The 19,034-nt window shown below is 72.9% G+C and carries 13 protein-coding genes and 1 rRNA gene; 11 read left to right on the top strand and 3 right to left on the bottom strand.

Going from position 1 to position 19,034, the window contains the following annotated elements:
• Both rrf and ABZ885_RS21150 read left to right on the top strand, forming a co-directional pair.
• A 5S ribosomal RNA gene (gene rrf, locus ABZ885_RS21145) occupies window positions 1-87 on the top strand; the annotation flags it as partial.
• A 94-nt stretch (window positions 88-181) separates the two neighbouring features.
• Entirely contained in the window at window positions 182-1,069 is an 888-nt protein-coding gene (locus tag ABZ885_RS21150; RefSeq protein WP_360190642.1) for a phosphatase PAP2 family protein, read from the top strand.
• 139 nt (window positions 1,070-1,208) lie between these two features.
• On the opposite strand, the gene ABZ885_RS21155 is transcribed toward ABZ885_RS21150, so the two are convergent.
• The gene (locus ABZ885_RS21155; RefSeq protein WP_360190644.1) at window positions 1,209-1,772 is read right to left on the bottom strand and encodes an acetate uptake transporter; all 564 of its coding nucleotides are present in this window, start codon (window positions 1,770-1,772) and stop codon (window positions 1,209-1,211) included.
• 323 nt (window positions 1,773-2,095) lie between these two features.
• Window positions 2,096-4,657: a SpoIIE family protein phosphatase gene (locus ABZ885_RS21160; RefSeq protein ID WP_360190646.1), complete on the bottom strand. Its 2,562-nt coding sequence runs from the start codon at window positions 4,655-4,657 to the stop codon at window positions 2,096-2,098.
• Window positions 4,658-5,201: 544 nt separating this feature from the next.
• Here ABZ885_RS21160 and ABZ885_RS21165 point away from each other — a divergent pair.
• The 9 genes from ABZ885_RS21165 (at window position 5,202) to ABZ885_RS21205 (ending at window position 18,541) form a co-directional block, all read left to right on the top strand.
• Window positions 5,202-9,773, top strand: a complete 4,572-nt coding sequence (locus tag ABZ885_RS21165; protein ID WP_360190668.1) for a HAMP domain-containing protein — start codon at window positions 5,202-5,204, stop codon at window positions 9,771-9,773.
• Between the two features lie 314 nt (window positions 9,774-10,087).
• Entirely contained in the window at window positions 10,088-10,723 is a 636-nt protein-coding gene (locus tag ABZ885_RS21170; protein WP_360190647.1) for a response regulator, read from the top strand.
• A 147-nt stretch (window positions 10,724-10,870) separates the two neighbouring features.
• Entirely contained in the window at window positions 10,871-13,573 is a 2,703-nt protein-coding gene (locus ABZ885_RS21175; protein WP_360190649.1) for a DNA translocase FtsK, read from the top strand.
• Between the two features lie 262 nt (window positions 13,574-13,835).
• The gene (locus ABZ885_RS21180; RefSeq protein WP_360190652.1) at window positions 13,836-14,699 is read left to right on the top strand and encodes a RodZ domain-containing protein; all 864 of its coding nucleotides are present in this window, start codon (window positions 13,836-13,838) and stop codon (window positions 14,697-14,699) included.
• Window positions 14,700-14,806: 107 nt separating this feature from the next.
• Window positions 14,807-16,300, top strand: coding sequence for a 30S ribosomal protein S12 methylthiotransferase RimO (rimO, locus tag ABZ885_RS21185; RefSeq protein ID WP_360190655.1), 1,494 nt, complete (start codon window positions 14,807-14,809; stop codon window positions 16,298-16,300).
• Window positions 16,297-16,935, top strand: a complete 639-nt coding sequence (gene pgsA / locus ABZ885_RS21190; protein ID WP_360190658.1) for a CDP-diacylglycerol--glycerol-3-phosphate 3-phosphatidyltransferase — start codon at window positions 16,297-16,299, stop codon at window positions 16,933-16,935. Before rimO ends, pgsA begins: the two co-directional genes overlap by 4 nt.
• A 37-nt stretch (window positions 16,936-16,972) precedes the next feature.
• Window positions 16,973-17,473, top strand: coding sequence for a CinA family protein (locus tag ABZ885_RS21195; protein WP_360190671.1), 501 nt, complete (start codon window positions 16,973-16,975; stop codon window positions 17,471-17,473).
• Window positions 17,474-17,833: 360 nt separating this feature from the next.
• On the top strand, window positions 17,834-18,202 hold the full coding sequence (locus tag ABZ885_RS21200) for a helix-turn-helix transcriptional regulator (protein WP_148642736.1): 369 nt from the start codon (window positions 17,834-17,836) through the stop codon (window positions 18,200-18,202).
• Window positions 18,203-18,256: 54 nt separating this feature from the next.
• Window positions 18,257-18,541 carry a hypothetical protein gene (locus ABZ885_RS21205; protein ID WP_360190662.1) on the top strand — a complete coding sequence of 95 codons (285 nt, stop codon included), beginning with the start codon at window positions 18,257-18,259 and terminating at the stop codon, window positions 18,539-18,541.
• 220 nt (window positions 18,542-18,761) lie between these two features.
• Here ABZ885_RS21205 and ABZ885_RS21210 read toward each other — a convergent pair whose 3' ends face one another.
• Complete coding sequence (locus tag ABZ885_RS21210; RefSeq protein WP_360190665.1) at window positions 18,762-18,974, bottom strand: hypothetical protein; 213 nt, start codon at window positions 18,972-18,974, stop codon at window positions 18,762-18,764.
• Window positions 18,975-19,034: the final 60 nt, after the last annotated feature.

Below are 19,034 nucleotides of genomic sequence, written 5' to 3' on the forward strand. Positions count from 1 at the left end.
GGTTACATTCCGAACCCGGAAGCTAAGCCTCACAGCGCCGATGGTACTGCAGGGGGGACCCTGTGGGAGAGTAGGACGCCGCCGAACAATCATTCCAAAAAGACCCCCTTTCATTCGGAAGGGGGTCTTTTTGCGTTAACGTCTCTGCCAGCACACCCGGCTCGGCGGAAGGCGCGAACCGTTGCAGAACCTGACTCTCACCTGGCAGTCCGCCGGGGGCGCCGCAGCCGCTCTCCACGGGGGCTCGTACGCGGCCTCCCGCTGGCGGCGAGGCCCGCTGTCGGCGGTGCTGCGGGAGGCCGGCACGCTGCTGGCGCTGTTCGCGCTCTGGCAGCTGGTGGGCAGCCTCTCCCTGATGAGCACCGAGCACGCGCTGGACCGGGCGGGCTGGATCCACCGGACGGAGCTGGCGCTGGGCCTGCCGGACGAGGCGTCCTGGCAGGCGGCGGTCACGCCGTACCCGGTGGCGGTGAAGGCGGCGAACTACTACTACGCCTCGATGCACTTCGCGGTGATGATCGCGGTGCTGGCGTGGGTGTTCGTGCGGCACCGTGCGCGGTACCCGTGGGTGCGGAACACGGTGGTGATCACGACGGCGATCTGTCTGGTCGTGCAGTTCATCCCGGTGGCGCCGCCCCGGATGCTGCCGCAGAGCGGCTTCGTGGACGTCGCGGCCGAGTACGGGCAGTCGGTCTATGGGGGCGCGGTCGGCGGCGTGGTGGTCGCCGCGCAGCTCTCGGCGATGCCCTCGGTGCACGTGGCCTGGTGCGTGCTGGCGGCGGTCGCGGTGATCAGGGTGTCGACGAGTTCGCTGCGCTGGCTGGTGGTGCTGCACCCGGTGCTTACCGTCGCCGTCGTGGTGGTCACGGCGAACCACTTCTGGGCGGACGGCCTGGTCGCCGTCGCGATCCTGCTGTTCTCGTACGCGGCGCAGGCCGTCGTCGGCCGCCGGCGGGCCCGTCGGCAGGCGGCCGCGGCGGCCGGGCGGACGCGCGGGGAGGCGGCGAGCGCTCCGGACGACCGGCCCCGGGCGACGGCGCGCGGGGCCGGCAGCCGGGGCCGCGGCTGACCGGCCGGGACCCCGACCGCCGAAACCGTCCACGCCGACGCCGTCCACGCCGACGCCGTCCACGCCGACGCGGTCACGCCGAAGGGCCGGCCCTCCCCACCGGGGGAGGGCCGGCCCGTGTGCGTTCTGCCGCCGGACCTTACTTGACCGGCAGGACGTTCCGGCCCCACGCGCTGTTGGTCAGCGAGGAGGTGGCCCAGTACCAGGCGACGAGCCCGGAGGCCGCGGCGACCCAGCCGGCGAACTTGGCGAGACCGCCGGAGGTGTTGAAGGTGGCGAAGGCGGAGAGCACCAGCGAGACGGTCAGCAGACCGTAGACGGCGCGGCTGAACAGGCCGGCGTTCCAGCTGGCGGCGGTGAGGGTGAGGGCGAGCAGGGCCCACAGCAGCAGGAACAGGCCCGCCGCGTTCTTGCCGGCGCCGCCGGCCGCGGACCAGGTGGCCCAGAACGCGCCGAGGCTGGTGAAGGCCGTGCCGGTGAAGCCCTCGCCGCCGCGGAGCTGCCAGAGACCGGCGATGAACAGGGTGAGACCGCCGACGAGGTGGGCGAGGTGTGCTGAGTCCCCGACCCCCGTGCCGCTGAGGATGCCGGTGGAGAGAAGACCGTAGGCGAGGAGGGTCAGGCCGAGGGCGAGGTAACCGAGGTTACCCGCGTCGGCGCCGGTGGAACGGGCGTTCTGTGCCCCGGTAGCGTCGTTGCTCACCGGAGGCTCCTTTCGCTTCGGGCGCGCGCAGGGCGCGGTCGACCGCACGTGGGATTTTCGATGAGGTGGATGCGCGCGACCGCGCCGAGGGCGCACGGCTGGAGCGTGCGACGGCTGCGGTCAGAATGACGGTCCAGCGGAGAACCGCTGGTCGTGGCCCCGCCGGGTGGATTCCCCGGTGAGATCGGTGTACCCGGCCTTTCGAGCTTGTACCCTTGTGAATCGCACAATTTGTGGCGATGTCAGCTGTTGAACGCTCACGATTGACCGCCGGGCCACCCGGGACCGGACGGCGGTGCTGCCCGGCGCGGGCGCCGCGGTGCTCAGCCCACGCGCTGGGTGGGCACCCGCAGGGTCAGGATCGCCATGTCGTCGGACGGCGGCTCCGGGGCGAAGCGTTCGACCGCCCGCTGCACCCGCATGGCGACCGCGCCGGCGGTCAGCCCGGTGCAGCCGGTGAGCACCTCGGCGAGGCCGTCGTCGCCCAGCATCCGCCGCCCCTCCCGGCGTTCGGTGACGCCGTCGGTGACGCAGAGCAGGACCTCGCCGGGGGCGAGCACCAAGTGCTCGGCGGTGAGGTCGAGTTCGTCCATCACCCCGAGCAGCGGCTGCGGGGTGGCGGCGCGGTCGACCTGGCCGTCGGTGCGCAGCCGCAGCGGCAGCGGGTGGCCGGCGCAGACCAGCGACAGTTCGGTGCTGCCGTCCGGCCGCGGCGTCAGCTCGCCGTAGAGCAGGGTGAGGAAGCGGCTGCGCGAACCCTCGTCCAGGATGGCCGCGTTGAGCCGGCTGAGGACCTGGGGCGCGTCCAGGCCCTCGCGGGCGAGCAGGCGCAGGGAGTGCCGGGCGAGGCCGGTGACGGACGCCGCCTCGGGGCCGGTGCCGCAGACGTCGCCGATGGCGAAGCCGTAGGTGCCCTCGCGGATGGTGAAGAGGTCGTAGAAGTCGCCGCCGACCTCGTTGCCCTCACCGGCGGCCTGGTAGTAGACGTCCACCTCGACGCCGGGGATCTCGGGCAGGTCCGGCGGCAGCAGGCTGCGCTGGAGGGCCTGGCTGGTGGCGGTGCGCTCGGAGTAGAGGCGGGAGTTGTCGAGGGCGAGGGCGGCCCGGCGGGAGAGGTCCTCGGCGAGCTCCAGGATCTCCTGGCGGAACCGGACGCCGGCCGGGACGCCGAGGGCGAGCAGGCCGATGACCCGGTTGCGGGCGGTGAGCGGCAGGACCACCGTCTCGCCGAGCAGGCCGGCGAGTTCGGGGCTGTCGGCGAGCCCGCCGGCCCGGGCGGTCTCGGCCGCAGTGGGCCAGAATCGGACGCCGTGGGTGGGGCCGGACTCCGGGGCGGGGGTCTTGTCCAGCAGGGCGCGCAGTGGGTCGATGCGGTCCTCGTCCTCGTGCAGGACGAAGGCGAGCGAGGCCGGGGCGCCGTGGTCGCCGTTGGTGTAGACGGCACACCAGGAGGCGAGGGTGGGGACGGCCATCTGGGCCATCAGGGCGAGCGTCTGCTCGTGTTCGAGGGTGCCGGCCAGCAGGTCGGAGGCCTCGACCAGGAAGGAGAGCGAGCCGCGGCGCAGCCGGTCGAGTTCGGTGAGCCGGGTGCTCTCGATGGCGAGGGCGACCCGGTCGGCGGCGAACTGGAGGCGCAGCGCGTCCTCGTTGTCGTAACGGCCGGGGGCGGCCGCGGCGATGCCGAGCGAGCCGATCAGCCGGCCCTCGACCTTGAGCGGCACGGTCAGCAGCGAGCGCAGGCCGCTGCCGCTGAGCAGGGCGAGGCCGGTCGGGCGGGTGGCGAGGTCCTCGTGGACGGAGGGCAGCCGGGCGGAGTCGTAGCGGTTGCCGGTCTCGACCGGGAAGCGGCTGTGCCGGCGGTGGCCGGTGGTGAGGCCGGTGGCGGCGCGGACCTCGAACTCGGTCTCGTCCTCGGTGGTCAGCAGGACGTACGCGGCGTCGGCGTCGAGCAGGTCGCGGGCGCGTTCGGCGGTGCGCTGGAGCAGGGTGTCGAGGTCGTCGGTGGCGGTGGGGCCGGCCAGCAGGTCGAGCCGGGCCGCGGCCTGGTCGGACTTGTCGCCGGGCAGGGCGCGGGCGGGGGAACGGAGCACCGCCCGGTCGGCGTCGAGGACGAGCAGGCAGAGCGTGGACGGGACGCCCTCGGTGTCGCGGATGCGGACCTGCAGGCCGTACACCTCGACGGTGCGGTCGTCGGCGCGGCGCAGGCCGTAGCTGCCCTCCCAGCGGGCCAGCCGGAGGGTGGCGGCCAGGCCGAGGCCGCTGCCGGGCTCCTGCGGCCAGACCGCGAGGTCGGCCCAGGTGCGGCCGAGGACGGTGTCGGCGGGGTGCCGGAAGAGCACCTCGGCGTCGGGGTTCCAGGCCAGGATCCGGCCGTCGTCGTCGAGTTGGACCACGGCGACGTGCACCGGGCCGGTGCTGCTGGGCAGTTCGCCGCCGGGGGTGGCGGGGACGGCGTAGCGGGTGCCGGCGACGTGGGCGGGCAGTGCGAGGCGGAACCAGACGGTCTTGCGGCCGGCCGCGTACTCGACGCCCCAGCGTTCGGCGAGGGCCGAGCACATCAGCAGGCCGCGGCCGCCCTCGCCGTCGGGGTCGGCGTAGCGGTCGGAGGCGGTGACGGGGACGTCGACGAAGGAGGGGAGGCCGCGTTCGGGGTGGTGGTCGGTGACCTCGATCCGGACGGTGCCGTCCTCGCGGAGGCAGCAGACCTCGGCGGCGGTGCCGGCGTGCACGACGGCGTTGGTGACGAGTTCGCTGACCAGGACCACGGCGTCGTCGACGACTTCGGGCAGGCCCCAGCCGAGCAGGGCGTCCCGGACGAAGGAGCGGGCGGCGCCGGCCGACCGGCCGACCGGTTCGAAGGTGGCGGCTGCGCGCGCGGTGACCACGTTGCCACTTCTCCTCTGCTCTGGCCCTGGCTGTCCGGGGTGCGGCGCCGACTTTCCCCGTGCGCGCCGGCGGGGGAGCGGCGGCGCTGGGTCGGGTCGTGGCCCGGTGCAGCGCTCCACCCTACTTTCCGCTTGGTTCCCCGTGGGGGCGGGGCGTCGAAACAGGCACCAGAGGGTGATTCTGCCCACCTGTTTCGGCCGGGGCGGCACCAACCGAGCGCAACCGGCCGTATACCCGGCGCCAGTGCTGCCAGACTGGGGGGTCCGCGACGGCCGGTTTCAGCAGTACGGTCGTGTGGGTTCCGGTGGGCCGCGAGGCCGGTCGGGACGCAGTTGCGCCGGGCCGGTGTCCGGCTCCGGGCCCCGGGCGGGGCGCGGGCGGGCACCGGACAGTTCACGATCTGGGAGGGGCCCGTTGAGTTCGGCCACCAAGGACGCAACCGGTACGACGCCGCCCGCTCAGCGTGGTGTGCGGTCCGGGGCCGCGCCGCGGAACGCGGCCGGCCGGCGAGCGAACCCCAACCGGGGAGCCGAGCCGGCCGAGCTGCGCAAGCTGCTGGCCGCGCTGACCGCGATGCGGGACGGCAACTTCCGCCGCCGGCTGACCGTGCCGGGCGACGGGCCGCTGGCCGAGATCGCCGCGGTGTTCAACGAGGTCGCCGAGCGCAACCAGCACCTGACCGGTGAACTGGCCCGGGTCCGGCGGGCGGTGGGCCGCGAGGGCCGGCTGAACGAGCGGCTGGAGACCGGGGCCGGCGAGGGCGCCTGGATGGCGGCGGTCGACAACTGCAACGCGCTGATCGACGATCTGGCCCGGCCGATGGCCGAGGTGGGCCGGGTGCTGGCCTCGATCGCCGAGGGCGACCTGGACCAGCGGATGGAACTCCGTTCGCTGCACAGCAACGGGGTGAGCCACCCGCTGCGCGGCGAGTACCTGAAGATCGGCCGGACCGTGAACGGCCTGGTGGACCAGCTGTCGGAGTTCACCGACGAGGTGACCCGGGTGGCGCGCGAGGTCGGCACCGAGGGCAAGCTCGGCGGCCAGGCCAAGGTGCGCAGCGTCTCGGGCAGTTGGAAGGACCTGGCGGACTCGGTCAACACCATGGCCGGCCGGCTGACCGCCCAGGTGCGCAACATCGCCCAGGTGACGACGGCGGTGGCCAAGGGCGACCTGTCGCGGAAGGTCACGGTCGAGGTGGCCGGCGAGATGCTGGAGCTGAAGAACACCGTCAACACGATGGTGGACCAGCTCAACGGCTTCGCGGCGCAGGTGACGCGGGTGGCCCGGGACGTGGGGACCGAGGGGCGGCTGGGCGGTCAGGCGCAGGTGCCGGGCGTCGCCGGCGTCTGGCGGGACCTCACCGACTCGGTGAACTTCATGGCCGACAACCTGACCGGCCAGGTGCGCAACATCGCGCAGGTGACCACGGCGGTGGCGCGCGGCGACCTGTCGCAGAAGATCGAGGTGGACGCGCGGGGCGAGATCCTGGAGCTGAAGAACACCATCAACACGATGGTGGACCAGCTGTCCGGCTTCGCCGAGCAGGTGACGCGGGTGGCCCGCCAGGTGGGCACCGAGGGGCGGCTGGGCGGCCAGGCGCAGGTGCCGGGGGCCGCCGGGGTCTGGCGGGACCTCACCGACAACGTCAACTTCATGGCGAACAACCTCACCGACCAGGTGCGCAACATCGCCCAGGTGACGACCGCGGTCGCCCGGGGCGACCTCTCGCAGAAGATCCAGGTGGACGCGCGCGGCGAGATCCTGGAGCTGAAGAACACCATCAACACGATGGTGGACCAGCTGGGCGCCTTCGCGGACGAGGTGACCAGGGTCGCCCGGGACGTCGGCACCGAGGGCATCCTCGGCGGCCAGGCCAGCGTGCCGGGGGTGTCCGGCACCTGGAAGGACCTGACCAACAGCGTCAACCTGATGGCCAACAACCTGACCAGCCAGGTCCGCAACATCGCCGAGGTGACCACCGCGGTGGCCCGCGGCGACGTCTCCAAGAAGATCACCGTCGACGCCCGCGGCGAGATCCTGGAGCTGGTCACCACCGTCAACACCATGGTCGACCAGCTCTCGGCGTTCGCCGACGAGGTGACCCGGGTGGCCCGCGAGGTGGGGACCGAGGGCATCCTGGGCGGCCAGGCCCGGGTGCGCGGGGTGTCGGGCATCTGGAAGGACCTCACCGACAACGTCAACTTCATGGCGTCCAACCTGACCAGCCAGGTGCGGAACATCGCCGAGGTGGCGACGGCGGTGGCCCGCGGCGACCTCTCCAAGAAGATCGACATCGAAGCCCAGGGCGAGGTCGCGGCGCTGGCCGGCACCCTGAACACGATGGTCGACCAGCTCTCCGCCTTCGCGGTGGAGGTGACCAGGGTCGCCCGTGAGGTCGGCACCGACGGCATCCTGGGCGGCCAGGCCGGGGTGCCGGGCGTGGCCGGCATCTGGAAGGACCTCACCGACAACGTCAACCTGATGGCCAACAACCTGACCGGCCAGGTGCGCAACATCGCGCTGGTGATCACGGCGGTGGCCCGCGGCGACCTCTCGCAGAAGATCGACGTGGACGCCCGCGGCGAGATCCTGCAGCTCAAGACCAGCATCAACACCATGGTCGACCAGCTCTCGGCGTTCGCCGACGAGGTGACCCGGGTGGCCCGCGAGGTCGGCACCGACGGACGGCTCGGCGGCCAGGCCCGCGTCCCCGGCGTGGACGGTACCTGGCAGGACCTCACCGAGTCGGTGAACGAGCTGGCCAACAACCTGACCCGTCAGGTGCGCGCGATCGCCCAGGTCGCCACCGCCGTGACCAGGGGCGACCTCTCGCTGCGGATCGACGTGGACGCGTCCGGGGAGCTCGACGAGCTCAAGGACAACATCAACCAGATGATCGCCAACCTGCGCGAGACCACCCGGACCAACCAGGAGCAGGACTGGCTGAAGACCAACCTGGCCCGGATCTCCGGCCTGCTGCAGGGCCGCCGGGACCTGGAGGCGGTCGCCTCGCTGATCATGACCGAGCTGACGCCGGTGGTCTCCGCCCAGCACGGCGCCTTCTTCCTCGCCCAGCCGGCCGGCCGCACCGCGGAGCTGATCACCGAGGACGACGACGAGAACGACACGGTGCTGCGGCTGATCGGCAGCTACGGCTACCAGCGGCGGGCGATGCCGACCACCTTCCGGCCCGGCGAGTCGCTGATCGGCCAGGCCGCGGTGGAGAAACGCTCGATCATCCTCAAGGAGGCGCCGCCCGGGTACCTCAAGATCGCCTCCGGCCTCGGCGAGGCCTCGCCGGCCCACATCGTGGTGCTGCCGGTGCTGTTCGAGGGCCGGCTGCTCGGCGTGATCGAGCTGGCCACCTTCAGCTCCTTCACGACCGTCGCGCTGGACTTCCTCAACCAGATCGCCGACCTGATCGGCGTCACCGTCAACACCATCAGCGTCAACACCAAGACCGAGGGCCTGCTGCTGGAGTCCCAGCGGCTGACCGCCGAACTCTCGATGCGGTCGGCCGAGCTGGAGGCGCGTCAGGAGGAGCTGGAGCGCACCAACGAGGAGTTGCAGGAGAAGGCCTCGCAACTGGCCCAGCAGAACCGTGACATCGAGATCAAGAACAGCGAGATCGAGGAGGCCCGGCAGGTCCTGGAGGAGCGCGCCGAGCAGCTCGCCCTGGCCTCCCGGTACAAGAGCGAGTTCCTCGCCAACATGTCGCACGAGCTGCGCACCCCGCTCAACTCGCTGCTGATCCTGGCCAAGCTGCTCTCCGACAACAACGAGGGCAACCTGTCGCCCAAGCAGGTCGAGTTCGCGGACACCATCCACGGGGCCGGCTCCGACCTGCTCCAGCTGATCAACGACATCCTCGACCTGTCCAAGGTCGAGGCCGGCAAGATGGACGTCCGCCCGGCCCGGATCGCCCTGGTGCAGCTGGTCGACTACGTGGAGGCCACCTTCCAGCCGGTCGCGCTGGACAAGAACCTGGAGTTCGGCGTCCGGGTCTCGTCGGCCCTGCCGGTCACCCTGCACACCGACGAGCAGCGGCTCCAGCAGGTGCTGCGCAACCTGATCTCCAACGCGGTGAAGTTCACCGACGCCGGCGCGGTCGACTTCTCGATCAGCCCGGCCGGCGGCGACGTGCCGCAGCACGTCCGGGAACGGCTGCTGGAGGCCGGTGCGATCCAGGACCCGGACGACGAGCTGATCGCCTTCGCGGTCTCCGACACCGGCATCGGCATCCCCGGCAACAAGCTGCGGGAGATCTTCGAGGCGTTCAAGCAGGCCGACGGCACCACCAGCCGCAAGTACGGCGGCACCGGCCTCGGGCTCTCGATCAGCCGGGAGATCGCCCGGCTGCTCGGCGGCGAGATCCACGCCGAGAGCGAGCTGGGCCGCGGCTCCACCTTCACCCTCTACCTGCCGCTGCGCAGCGAGGCCCCGGAGGCCCCGGGCGGCGCGTCCTCGCACGTCCTGAACGCCCTGAACGCCCCGGCGGTGCGGGCCGCGGTCGGCGTCACCCCGGCCGGCACGCCCGTCCCGGTCGGTGAGAACCCGGCCGACCACTGGGCGCAGGAGGTCCGCGAACTCGCCGAGGAGCGCCGCCGGGGCGCGCTCGAACGCCGCCGTGCCGCCGCGCTGGACGTTCCCGCCGCGAGCCGGCCGGTGGCCGTGGTCCCCGCCGCCCCGGTCGCCCCCGTCGCCCGCCCGGGCGGCCGGGTGGACGCCCGCTTCGACGGCCAGCAGGTGCTGATCGTGGACGACGACGTCCGCAACGTCTTCGCGCTCACCAGCGTCCTGGAGCAGCACGGCCTGACCGTCCTCTACGCCGAGAACGGGCGCGAGGGCATCGAGATGCTGGAGCAGCACGAGAACGTCGCGCTGGTCCTGATGGACATCATGATGCCGGAGATGGACGGCTACGCGACCACCGAGGCGATCCGCCGGATGCCCCAGTTCGCCGGCCTGCCGATCATCGCGCTGACCGCCAAGGCGATGAAGGGCGACAAGGAGAAGTCCCTGGAGGCCGGTGCCACCGACCACATCACCAAGCCGGTGGAGACCGACCACCTGCTGACGGTGATGCACGAGTGGCTGACGGCCCGCAAGGGCTGACCGGCGCCGCGCCCCCGCCGGGACCGGCGGGGGCGTGCGGTGCCCGGCCCGCTCCGGGGTTCACGCCCGGGGGCCGAGCGCTTTGCTGGCGGGGAGGGGCGGGAACCGGGTAGGGTCACCGATCGTTGCGAACAGTGACCGGGCGACGACTCGCTGCTGAGCGTGCGCCGGGGCACTGGCTGCACGCTGTTCCGGATCGGGTCGCGACGGGGCGGTGTGCCGGGCGAGGGGGTGCGGCTAGCATGACCGGGGTAGTGGTGGGCAGTACGCGTGCGCCTTCCCCAGGCAGGCAGGCGACAGGAGGGCGGGTCGTAATGCAGAAGGCGAAGATCCTCCTGGTCGACGACCGGCCGGAGAACCTGCTCGCGCTGGAGGCGATCCTCTCCGCGCTCGACCAGACGCTGGTCCGCGCGGCCTCCGGTGAGGAGGCGCTCAAGGCGCTGCTCACCGACGACTTCGCGGTGATCCTGCTGGACGTCCAGATGCCGGGCATGGACGGCTTCGAGACGGCCGCCCACATCAAGCGGCGCGAGCGCACCCGGGACATCCCGATCATCTTCCTGACCGCGCTCAACCACGGGCCGCACCACACCTTCCGCGGCTACGCGGCCGGCGCGGTGGACTACATCTCCAAGCCCTTCGACCCGTGGGTGCTGCGCGCCAAGGTCTCGGTCTTCGTCGACCTCTACATGAAGAACTGCCAGCTCAAGGAGCAGGCGGCGCTGCTGAGGCTGCAGCTGGAGGCGGGCGGCGGGCAGCCGGAGATCGGCGGGGCGCTGCTGGGCGAGCTGTCGGCCCGGCTGGCCTCGGTGGAGGAGCAGGCCGAGGCGCTGGCCAAGCAGCTGGACGGCACCGAGGACGGCGGGGTCTCCGCCACCGCGGCGCACCTGGAGCGGAAGCTGGCCGGCCTGCGGCGGGCGCTGGACGCACTGCGCCCCGGCAGCGACTAGCCCCGCCCGCCTGCCCCGCCTGGTTGCCCCGCCTCGTTGCCCCGTCCGGGTGAAACGGGATCAGCGTGACGGTGTGTCTGCGACACGTCCGGACCCCGGACCGGGCCGCATGGGCACACCCGTCCGGCCCCGGTAGGCTGCTGAGCCATGGCCACACGTACGCCCGGAAGCGCGGCACGCAACTCGAGTCCGGGACCGTCCAAGAAGGCCGCGGCGAAGGCTCCGGCCAAGCCGCCAGCGAAGAAGGCGGCCGCCAAGAAGGCCGCCCCGGCGAAGAAGGCCGCGGCCAAACCCGCTCCGGCGCCGCCGCCGCCGAGCCCGATACTCTTCCGTGCCGTGCGGGCCGTCTGGCTCGGCCTGGCGCACGCGGTCGGCGCGGTCTTCCGCGGCTTCGGCGACGGCGCCAAGAACCTCGACCCGGCGCACCGCAAGGACGGCGTCGGCCTGCTGCTGTTCGCGCTCGCGCTGGTCACCGCCGCCGGCACCTGGTTCAGCCCGCAGGGCTGGCTCGGCGAGGCGGCCACCAACGTGGTCTCCGGGCTGTTCGGCCGGCTCGACGTGCTGGTGCCGTTCCTGCTGGCGGTGATCTCGGTCCGGCTGATGCGCCACCCGGAGGTGCCGGAGGCCAACGGGCGGATCGTGATCGGCCTCAGCGCGCTGGTGGTCGGCGTCCTGGGCCTGGTCCACATCGGCTGCGGCGCGCCCATGATGGGCAGCGGCGCGACCCGGATAAGGGCGGCGGGCGGCATCGTCGGCTGGGCCGCCTCGACCCCGATGATGGCCGCCGCCGGACCGCCGCTCGCGGTGCCGCTCCTGCTGCTGCTGGCCTTCTTCGGCCTGCTGGTCACCACCGCCACCCCGGTCAACCGGATCCCCGAGCGGCTGCGCGCGGTCGGGGTGCGGCTGGGCGTGGTCGAGCCCGGCCCGCAGGACGCGCTCCCGCAGGGGCGTACGCCGGAGCGCGAGCTCTCCACCGAGCCGCCGGAGGACGCCGACCCCTCGGCGCTGCCGTTCACCGTGGACACCGACGGCGACAACCCGCAGGACGAGGTCGCCGCCCGCCGGCGCCGCCGTCGGCGCAAGCAGGCGGACGAACCGGAGGCCGCCGACGAGGCCGCCCCGCCGGCCGGGGACCCGTTCCGCAAGGAGCCGGCCGACCCGTACGCCACCCGGAACCTCGCCGCCGGCGCCGCGGCCGACCTGGACGGCGCGCTGGTCTACGGCGTGCCCGCCTCCTCGGCGGTGGCGGACATGATGCACCAGGTGCAGGACCGCACCGCCCCGCCGGAGGAGCCCGCCGTCCCGGCCGCCCGCAGTGCGGGCGCGGGCGCACCGGAGGAGCACGGCCCGGCGCCGGTGCGGATGGAGCAGCTCCAGCTCTCCGGCGACATCACCTACGCGCTGCCCTCGCTCGACCTGCTGGAGCGCGGCGGCCCGGCCAAGGCCCGCAGCGCGCTCAACGACGAGGTGGTCGCGCAGCTCACCGGCACCTTCGCCGAGTTCAAGGTGGACGCCAAGGTCACCGGCTTCACCCGGGGCCCGACGGTCACCCGCTACGAGGTCGAGCTGGGCCCGGCGGTCAAGGTGGAGCGGATCACCGCGCTGGCGAAGAACATCGCCTACGCGGTGGCGAGCCCGGACGTCCGGATCATCAGCCCGATCCCGGGGAAGTCCGCGGTCGGCATCGAGATCCCCAACCGGGACCGCGAGATGGTCAACCTCGGCGACCTGCTGCGCTCGCGCACGGCCGCCGAGGACACCCACCCGATGGTCGTCGGCATGGGCAAGGACGTCGAGGGCCACACCGTGATGGCCAACCTCGCGAAGATGCCGCACATCCTGGTGGCCGGCGCGACCGGTGCGGGCAAGTCGTCCTGCATCAACTGCCTGATCACCTCGGTGCTGGCCCGGGCCACCCCGGACGAGGTGCGGATGGTGCTGGTCGACCCCAAGCGGGTCGAGCTGACCGCGTACGAGGGCATCCCGCACCTGATCACGCCGATCATCACCAACCCGAAGAAGGCCGCCGAGGCCCTCCAGTGGGTGGTGCGCGAGATGGACCTGCGCTACGACGACCTGGCCGCGTTCGGCTTCCGGCACGTGGACGACTTCAACGCGGCGGTGAAGGCCGGCAAGGTCACCCCGCCGCTGGGCAGCGAGCGCGAGCTGACGCCGTACCCGTATCTGCTGGTGATCGTCGACGAGCTGGCCGACCTGATGATGGTCGCGCCGCGCGACGTCGAGGACTCGGTGGTCCGGATCACCCAGCTGGCCCGGGCGGCGGGCATCCACCTGGTGCTGGCGACCCAGCGCCCCTCGGTGGACGTGGTCACCGGTCTGATCAAGGCCAACGTGCCGTCCCGGCTGGCGTTCGCGACCTCGGCGATGGCCGACTCTCGGGTCATCCTGGACCAGCCGGGTGCCGAGAAGCTGATCGGCAAGGGCGACGCGCTGTTCCTGCCGATGGGTGCGAGCAAGCCGATCCGGATGCAGGGCGCGTTCGTCACCGAGGCGGAGATCGCCGCCGTGGTGCAGCACTGCAAGGACCAGCTGACGGCCGTCTACCGGGACGACGTCACGGTCGGCGGCGGGCCCAGGAAGGAGATCGACGAGGAGATCGGCGACGACCTGGACCTGCTGATCCAGGCCGCGGAGCTGGTGGTCTCCACCCAGTTCGGCTCCACCTCGATGCTCCAGCGCAAGCTGCGGGTCGGCTTCGCCAAGGCCGGCCGGCTGATGGACCTGATGGAGTCCCGCGGGATCGTCGGCCCGAGCGAGGGATCCAAGGCCCGCGACGTGCTGGTGAAACCGGACGAACTGGACGGGGTGATCGTCGCCATCCGCGGCTGACGGACCGTTCCTCCGGGAGGTGTTCACCCGTTCGGAGGGGGGTAGGCGGCGGGTGCGGAACCGATCGGACGTGCACGGCGTCACAGGGCGGCAGAAGGGTCTCCGCGAACGGCGGCCCCCCGCCCTGACGGCCGTTCACCGGCCGGCCGGAACCACGTGCGGGCGGGTGCGCGCATTCGGGCCTGTTCCGCTTGAGAAACGATCCGCCCACGCCCCTAGACTGTTCCCCAGCAGGTGGCCATCCGCTCGAAAGGCGTGCCCCGTGACCATCGGCAAGTCCCCCGACCGCGAGAACGCCGCGTCGTCCGCCCAGCCTTCCGGCGGTGCGGAGCAGGCGGCCGATGCCGTGAGCATCGGCCGGGTGCTGTCCGCCGCCCGGATCGACGCCGGACTCACGGTCGATCAGGTGAGTACCGGCACCCGGGTGCGGGTGCCGATCGTGCATGCCATCGAGGAGGACGACTTCGCCCGCTGCGGAGGCGACTTCTACGCCCGCGGTCACATCCGCGCGATCGCCCGGGCGGTCGGCGTGGACGGCGAGGCCCTGGTGGCGCAGTACGACGCCGCGCACGGCGGTTCCCCGGCCGGCCGGCGCCCGACCCAGCTGATCGAGAGCGGGCCGATCAAGGTGCCCGCCCGCGGCCGGCCGAACTGGGCCGCCGCGATGGTCGCCGCGATCTTCGCCGTGGTCGTCCTGATCGGCTTCAACCTGGTGAGCGGCAAGACCGGCGGCGCGACCACCGGCTCGGCCAGTGCGCCGCTGCCCAGCGGCTCCGGCACCGGCTCGGTCGCCCCGGCGGCCTCGCCGAGCGTGCAGCCGCCCGCCCCGGAGCCCAGCGTCGCGGCGATCGCGGCCGCGCCGGGCGACAAGGTCACCGTGAAGCTGGTCGCCGAGAAGGACACCAGCTGGGTCTCGGCGCTGGACGGCAACGGCAAGTCGCTCTTCCAGAACAACATCGAGGAAGGCCAGGACCAGACCTTCACCGACCCCAAGCAGATCAAGTTGGTGATCGGCAACGCCGGTGCCGTGCACGTGTACGTCAACGGCAAGGACCTCGGTCCGGCGGGCAAGAACGGCCAGGTGGTGCATGTCACGTACACCCCCGGCGACCCGCAGGCGGGCTGACCACGGGCGGGCTGCGGCCCGCCGAGGGGCCGGTGGAGATCCGGTAATCCGGGGCGCGCGGCCTCCGGGGCGAACGGCCCCGGCGGCCGCGCGTTAATCTTGGCCCTATGCCTGAACGCCGTACTGTCGCCCTTGTCACGCTCGGATGCGCCCGCAACGAGGTGGACTCCGAGGAACTCGCCGGGCGACTGGAGGCCGACGGCTGGTCGCTGGTGGACGACGCCGCCGAAGCCGACGTCGCCGTCGTCAACACCTGTGGCTTCGTCGAGGCCGCCAAGAAGGACTCGGTCGACGCCCTGCTGGAGGCCAACGACCTCAAGGGCCACGGCCGCACCCAGGCCGTCGTCGCGGTCGGCTGCATGGCCGAGCGGTACGGCAAGGAGCTGGCCGACGCGCTGCCCGAGGCCGACGGCGTGCTCGGCTTCGACGACTACGCCGACATCTCCGACCGGCTGCAGACCATCCTGTCCGGCGGCCACCACGCCCCGCACATCCCGCGCGACCGCCGCAAGCTGCTGCCGCTGAGCCCGGTCGAGCGCCAGGCCGCGGCCGCCGAGGTCGCGCTGCCCGGCCACGGCGCCGCCGAGCCCGAGGCCGCGCCGATCGCCGACCTGCCGGACGGCGTCGCCCCCGCCTCCGGCCCGCGCACCCTGCGCAAGCGGCTGGACGACAGCCCGGTGGCCTCGGTCAAGCTCGCCTCCGGCTGCGACCGCCGGTGCTCCTTCTGCGCCATCCCGGCCTTCCGCGGCTCGTTCATCTCGCGCCGCCCCTCCGACGTGCTGCAGGAGGCCCAGTGGCTGGCCGCGCAGGGCGTCCGCGAGGTGGTGCTGGTCAGCGAGAACAACACCTCCTACGGCAAGGACCTCGGCGACATCCGGCTGCTGGAGACGCTGCTCGGCGAGATCTCCGCGATCGAGGGCGTCGAGCGGGTCCGGGTCTCCTACCTGCAGCCCGCCGAGATGCGGCCCGGGCTGATCGACGCGATGACCGGCACCGCCGACGTGGTGCCCTACTTCGACCTGTCCTTCCAGCACTCGGCGCCCGCCGTGCTGCGCCGGATGCGCCGCTTCGGCTCCACCGACCAGTTCCTGGAGCTGCTCGGGACCATCCGCGGCAAGGCCCCGCAGGCCGGCGCCCGCTCCAACTTCATCGTCGGCTTCCCGGGTGAGACCGAGGAGGACTTCGCCGAGCTGGAGCGCTTCGTCACGCACGCCGGCCTGGACGCGATCGGCGTGTTCGGCTACTCCGACGAGGACGGCACCGAGGCCGCGACCTACGACGGCAAGCTGCCCGAGGACGTGGTGGCGGACCGGCTGAACCGGCTGAGCCGGCTCGCCGAGGAGATGACCGCCCAGCGGGCCGAGCAGCGGATCGGCACCGAGGTCGAGGTGCTGATCGAGTCGGTGGACGGTGACCTGGTCGAGGGCCGCGCCGCCCACCAGGCGCCGGAGACGGACGGCCTCACCACGCTCACCGGCGTCGAGGACCCGCAGGTCGGCCAGTTCCACCGGGCCCGGGTGGTCGCCAGCGAGGGTGTCGACCTGATCGCCGAGGCGCTCGAGCAGGTGCGGGTCCGCCGGGTCCCGGGAGCCGGGGAATGACCAAGGGGCCCGGCGCCCCGGCCGCGGCCCACCCGGGCAGACCGGCGGCCGCGGTGCCGCCGGCGCCGGGGATCTGGAACATCGCCAACATGCTCACGATGCTCCGGCTGCTGCTGGTGCCGGTCTTCGTGGCGCTGCTCTTCGCCGACGGCGGGCACGACCCCAAGTGGCGCTCGGTGGCCTGGGCCTCGTTCGCGATCGCGATGATCACCGACCTGTTCGACGGCGAGCTGGCCCGGCGCAAGGGCCTCGTCACCGACTTCGGCAAGATCGCCGACCCGATCGCGGACAAGGCGATCATGGGCTCGGCGCTGATCGGCCTGTCGGTGCTGGGGGACCTCCCGTGGTGGGTCACCGCGGTGATCCTCGCCCGTGAGCTCGGCATCACCCTGATGCGGTTCTGGGTGATCCGGTACGGCGTCATCCCGGCCAGCCGGGGCGGCAAGCTCAAGACGCTCACCCAGGGCATCGCGGTCGGCATGTACGTGCTGGTCCTCACCGGCTGGCTGGCCAGTGCGCGGGCCGTGCTGATGGGGCTGGCGGTGCTGCTGACGGTCGGCACCGCGGTGGACTACGTCGCGCAGGCGCTGCGCCTGCGCCGCGAGGGGCTGGCCGCGGAGCGCGCCGGCCGGTGACGGGGACGACCGGGTGGAGGCGGCAGCGGTGACGACGGTGACGGCGGCGGGGGACTACGAGCTGGCCGTGCGGGCGCACGCCGTGCTGCGCGGGGAGGGCAGCACGGTGGCGGTCGCGGAGTCGCTCACCGGCGGACTGCTGGCGGCGGTGCTGGTGGACGTTCCCGGGGCCTCCGCGACCTTCCGCGGCTCGGTCACCGCGTACGCGACCGAGCTGAAGGCCTCGGTGCTCGGGGTGGACGAGGGGCTGCTGGCCGTCCACGGCCCGGTCCACCCGGTGGTCGCGCGGCAGATGGCCGAGGGTGTGCGCCGGCTGCTGGGCGCCACCTACGGCGTCGCGACGACCGGGGTGGCCGGGCCCGAGCCCCAGGACGGACAGCCGGTGGGCACCGTACACCTCGCGGTCGCCGGTCCGGGGGGAAGTCTGGTCAGTTCGCCCCGGCTGTCGGGGGAGCGTGCCACAATCCGTCACGGGGCGGTGACCGCCGCTCTGGAGCTGCTCGTCGGGCGGCTCCCGTCCGGTGCGTCCACGCACTGACGCTTCACCCGCCCACCGCAGTGGCGTCCGGGGGCGTCGCCGGTGCTCCGCCCGACAGGATCTCCACAGAACCGAGATCTGCCGAACTGGCGTACGGGCAATGTGCAGCTGGAGGATCGTGTTACATCGAAGGGCCTGGTTGGGCAGAAACCAGGTGGCGAACGAGTGGCTCGGCGGTGGCCGGGGGCCGCACGGAGGGCACCGCGAGGTGCCTGCCGACCCGGATGCGACACCGAAACAGGGGAGGGGGCAGCCTTGCAGCCCAGAGTGAACACGACCATGGTCCCCGCACGCGAAGCGGGCAAGGCGGTACGGTGGGGGCGTGACATCTCGATCCGCAGTCCGAGGAGGGAGGCACCGATGATCCTGCTCCGTCGCCTACTGGGCGATGTACTGCGTCGGCAGCGCCAGCGCCAGGGCCGCACACTCCGCGAGGTGTCGGCGGCCGCCAGGGTTTCGCTCGGTTACCTCTCCGAGGTCGAGCGGGGTCAGAAGGAGGCCTCTTCGGAGCTGCTCTCCGCGATCTGCGACGCACTCGACGTCCGCATGTCCGAGGTCATGCGCGAGGTCAGCGACGAACTCTCGCTCGCCGAACTTGCGGCGATGGCCACCCTCTCCGAAGGTGAACTGCTGAGGCCGGTGCTCGAACCGGTTCCGCTGCCCGCTCCCGGCACCGACCGGGCGAACCTCTCGCCCAAGGCTGCCGCGATGGACGTGGTCGCCGCCTGATCCGGCCTCGACGCCCGGGCGCCTGGTGCCCGGGGCGAGCGAAGGAGGGCGGTCGTGCGGAGAGCTGCGACGGCGTACGCCGAAGCCCGAATACGGCTGGGGCGCCTGGTGCCCCGGCCGTTTCGCGTGGGTGTGCCGGTGCTCGCGGCCGGGCTTGCCTGGTGGCTGCCGGTGTTCCGCGGGCAGCTGGCCGACGGGGCCCTGCTGGGGCTGCTGGCGGCCGGCGGCTGGGGGCTCGGCCTGATCCCGGTCCACGCGGACCGGTGGTCCACCGGTCCGCCGCGGCGTCGGGCGGTCGAGCCGGCGGCCCGGACGGAGGCGGAGCCTCCAATCGGGTGACGGTGCCCCGGGGCGGACGCCGGAAGGGCTCCGGTCCGGAGGACGGTGGTCGTCCGGAGGACGGTGTCGCTCCGGCGGACGGTGTCCCGGACAACGGTGTTCCGGAGAGCGGTGCTGCTCTCCGGAGGAGAGTGTTGCGAAGGCCGCGAGGCGGGTCGTCCCCGCCACGCGGCCTTCGCCGTGCCCGGGGCCGGGCAGTGCTTCAGAGCCGGGCAGTGCTTCAGGGCCGGAGCCGCAGACCGCGCGGGGTGGCGTGGAAGCCGGCCTCCTCCAGGGCGGCGCCCAGCGCCGAACCGAGGGCGGGCTCGCCGTTGGCCCGCTCGACGGTGACGCTGCCGAGCGCGCCCGTACGGACGGCCGAGGCGAGGGCCGAGGCGGCCAGCGCCCGGGTGGCCCCGGGCGTCGACCTCGGCCAGCACCCGCGCCGGGTCATGGCGGGCGATGTGGGTTCGGTCGTTGGCGTGCGGAATGTAGGCGACGGTCCCGGCGTTGT

The organism is Kitasatospora sp. NPDC047058 (genome assembly GCF_040643935.1).
In the GTDB taxonomy this organism is placed as follows: Bacteria; Actinomycetota; Actinomycetes; order Streptomycetales; family Streptomycetaceae; genus Kitasatospora.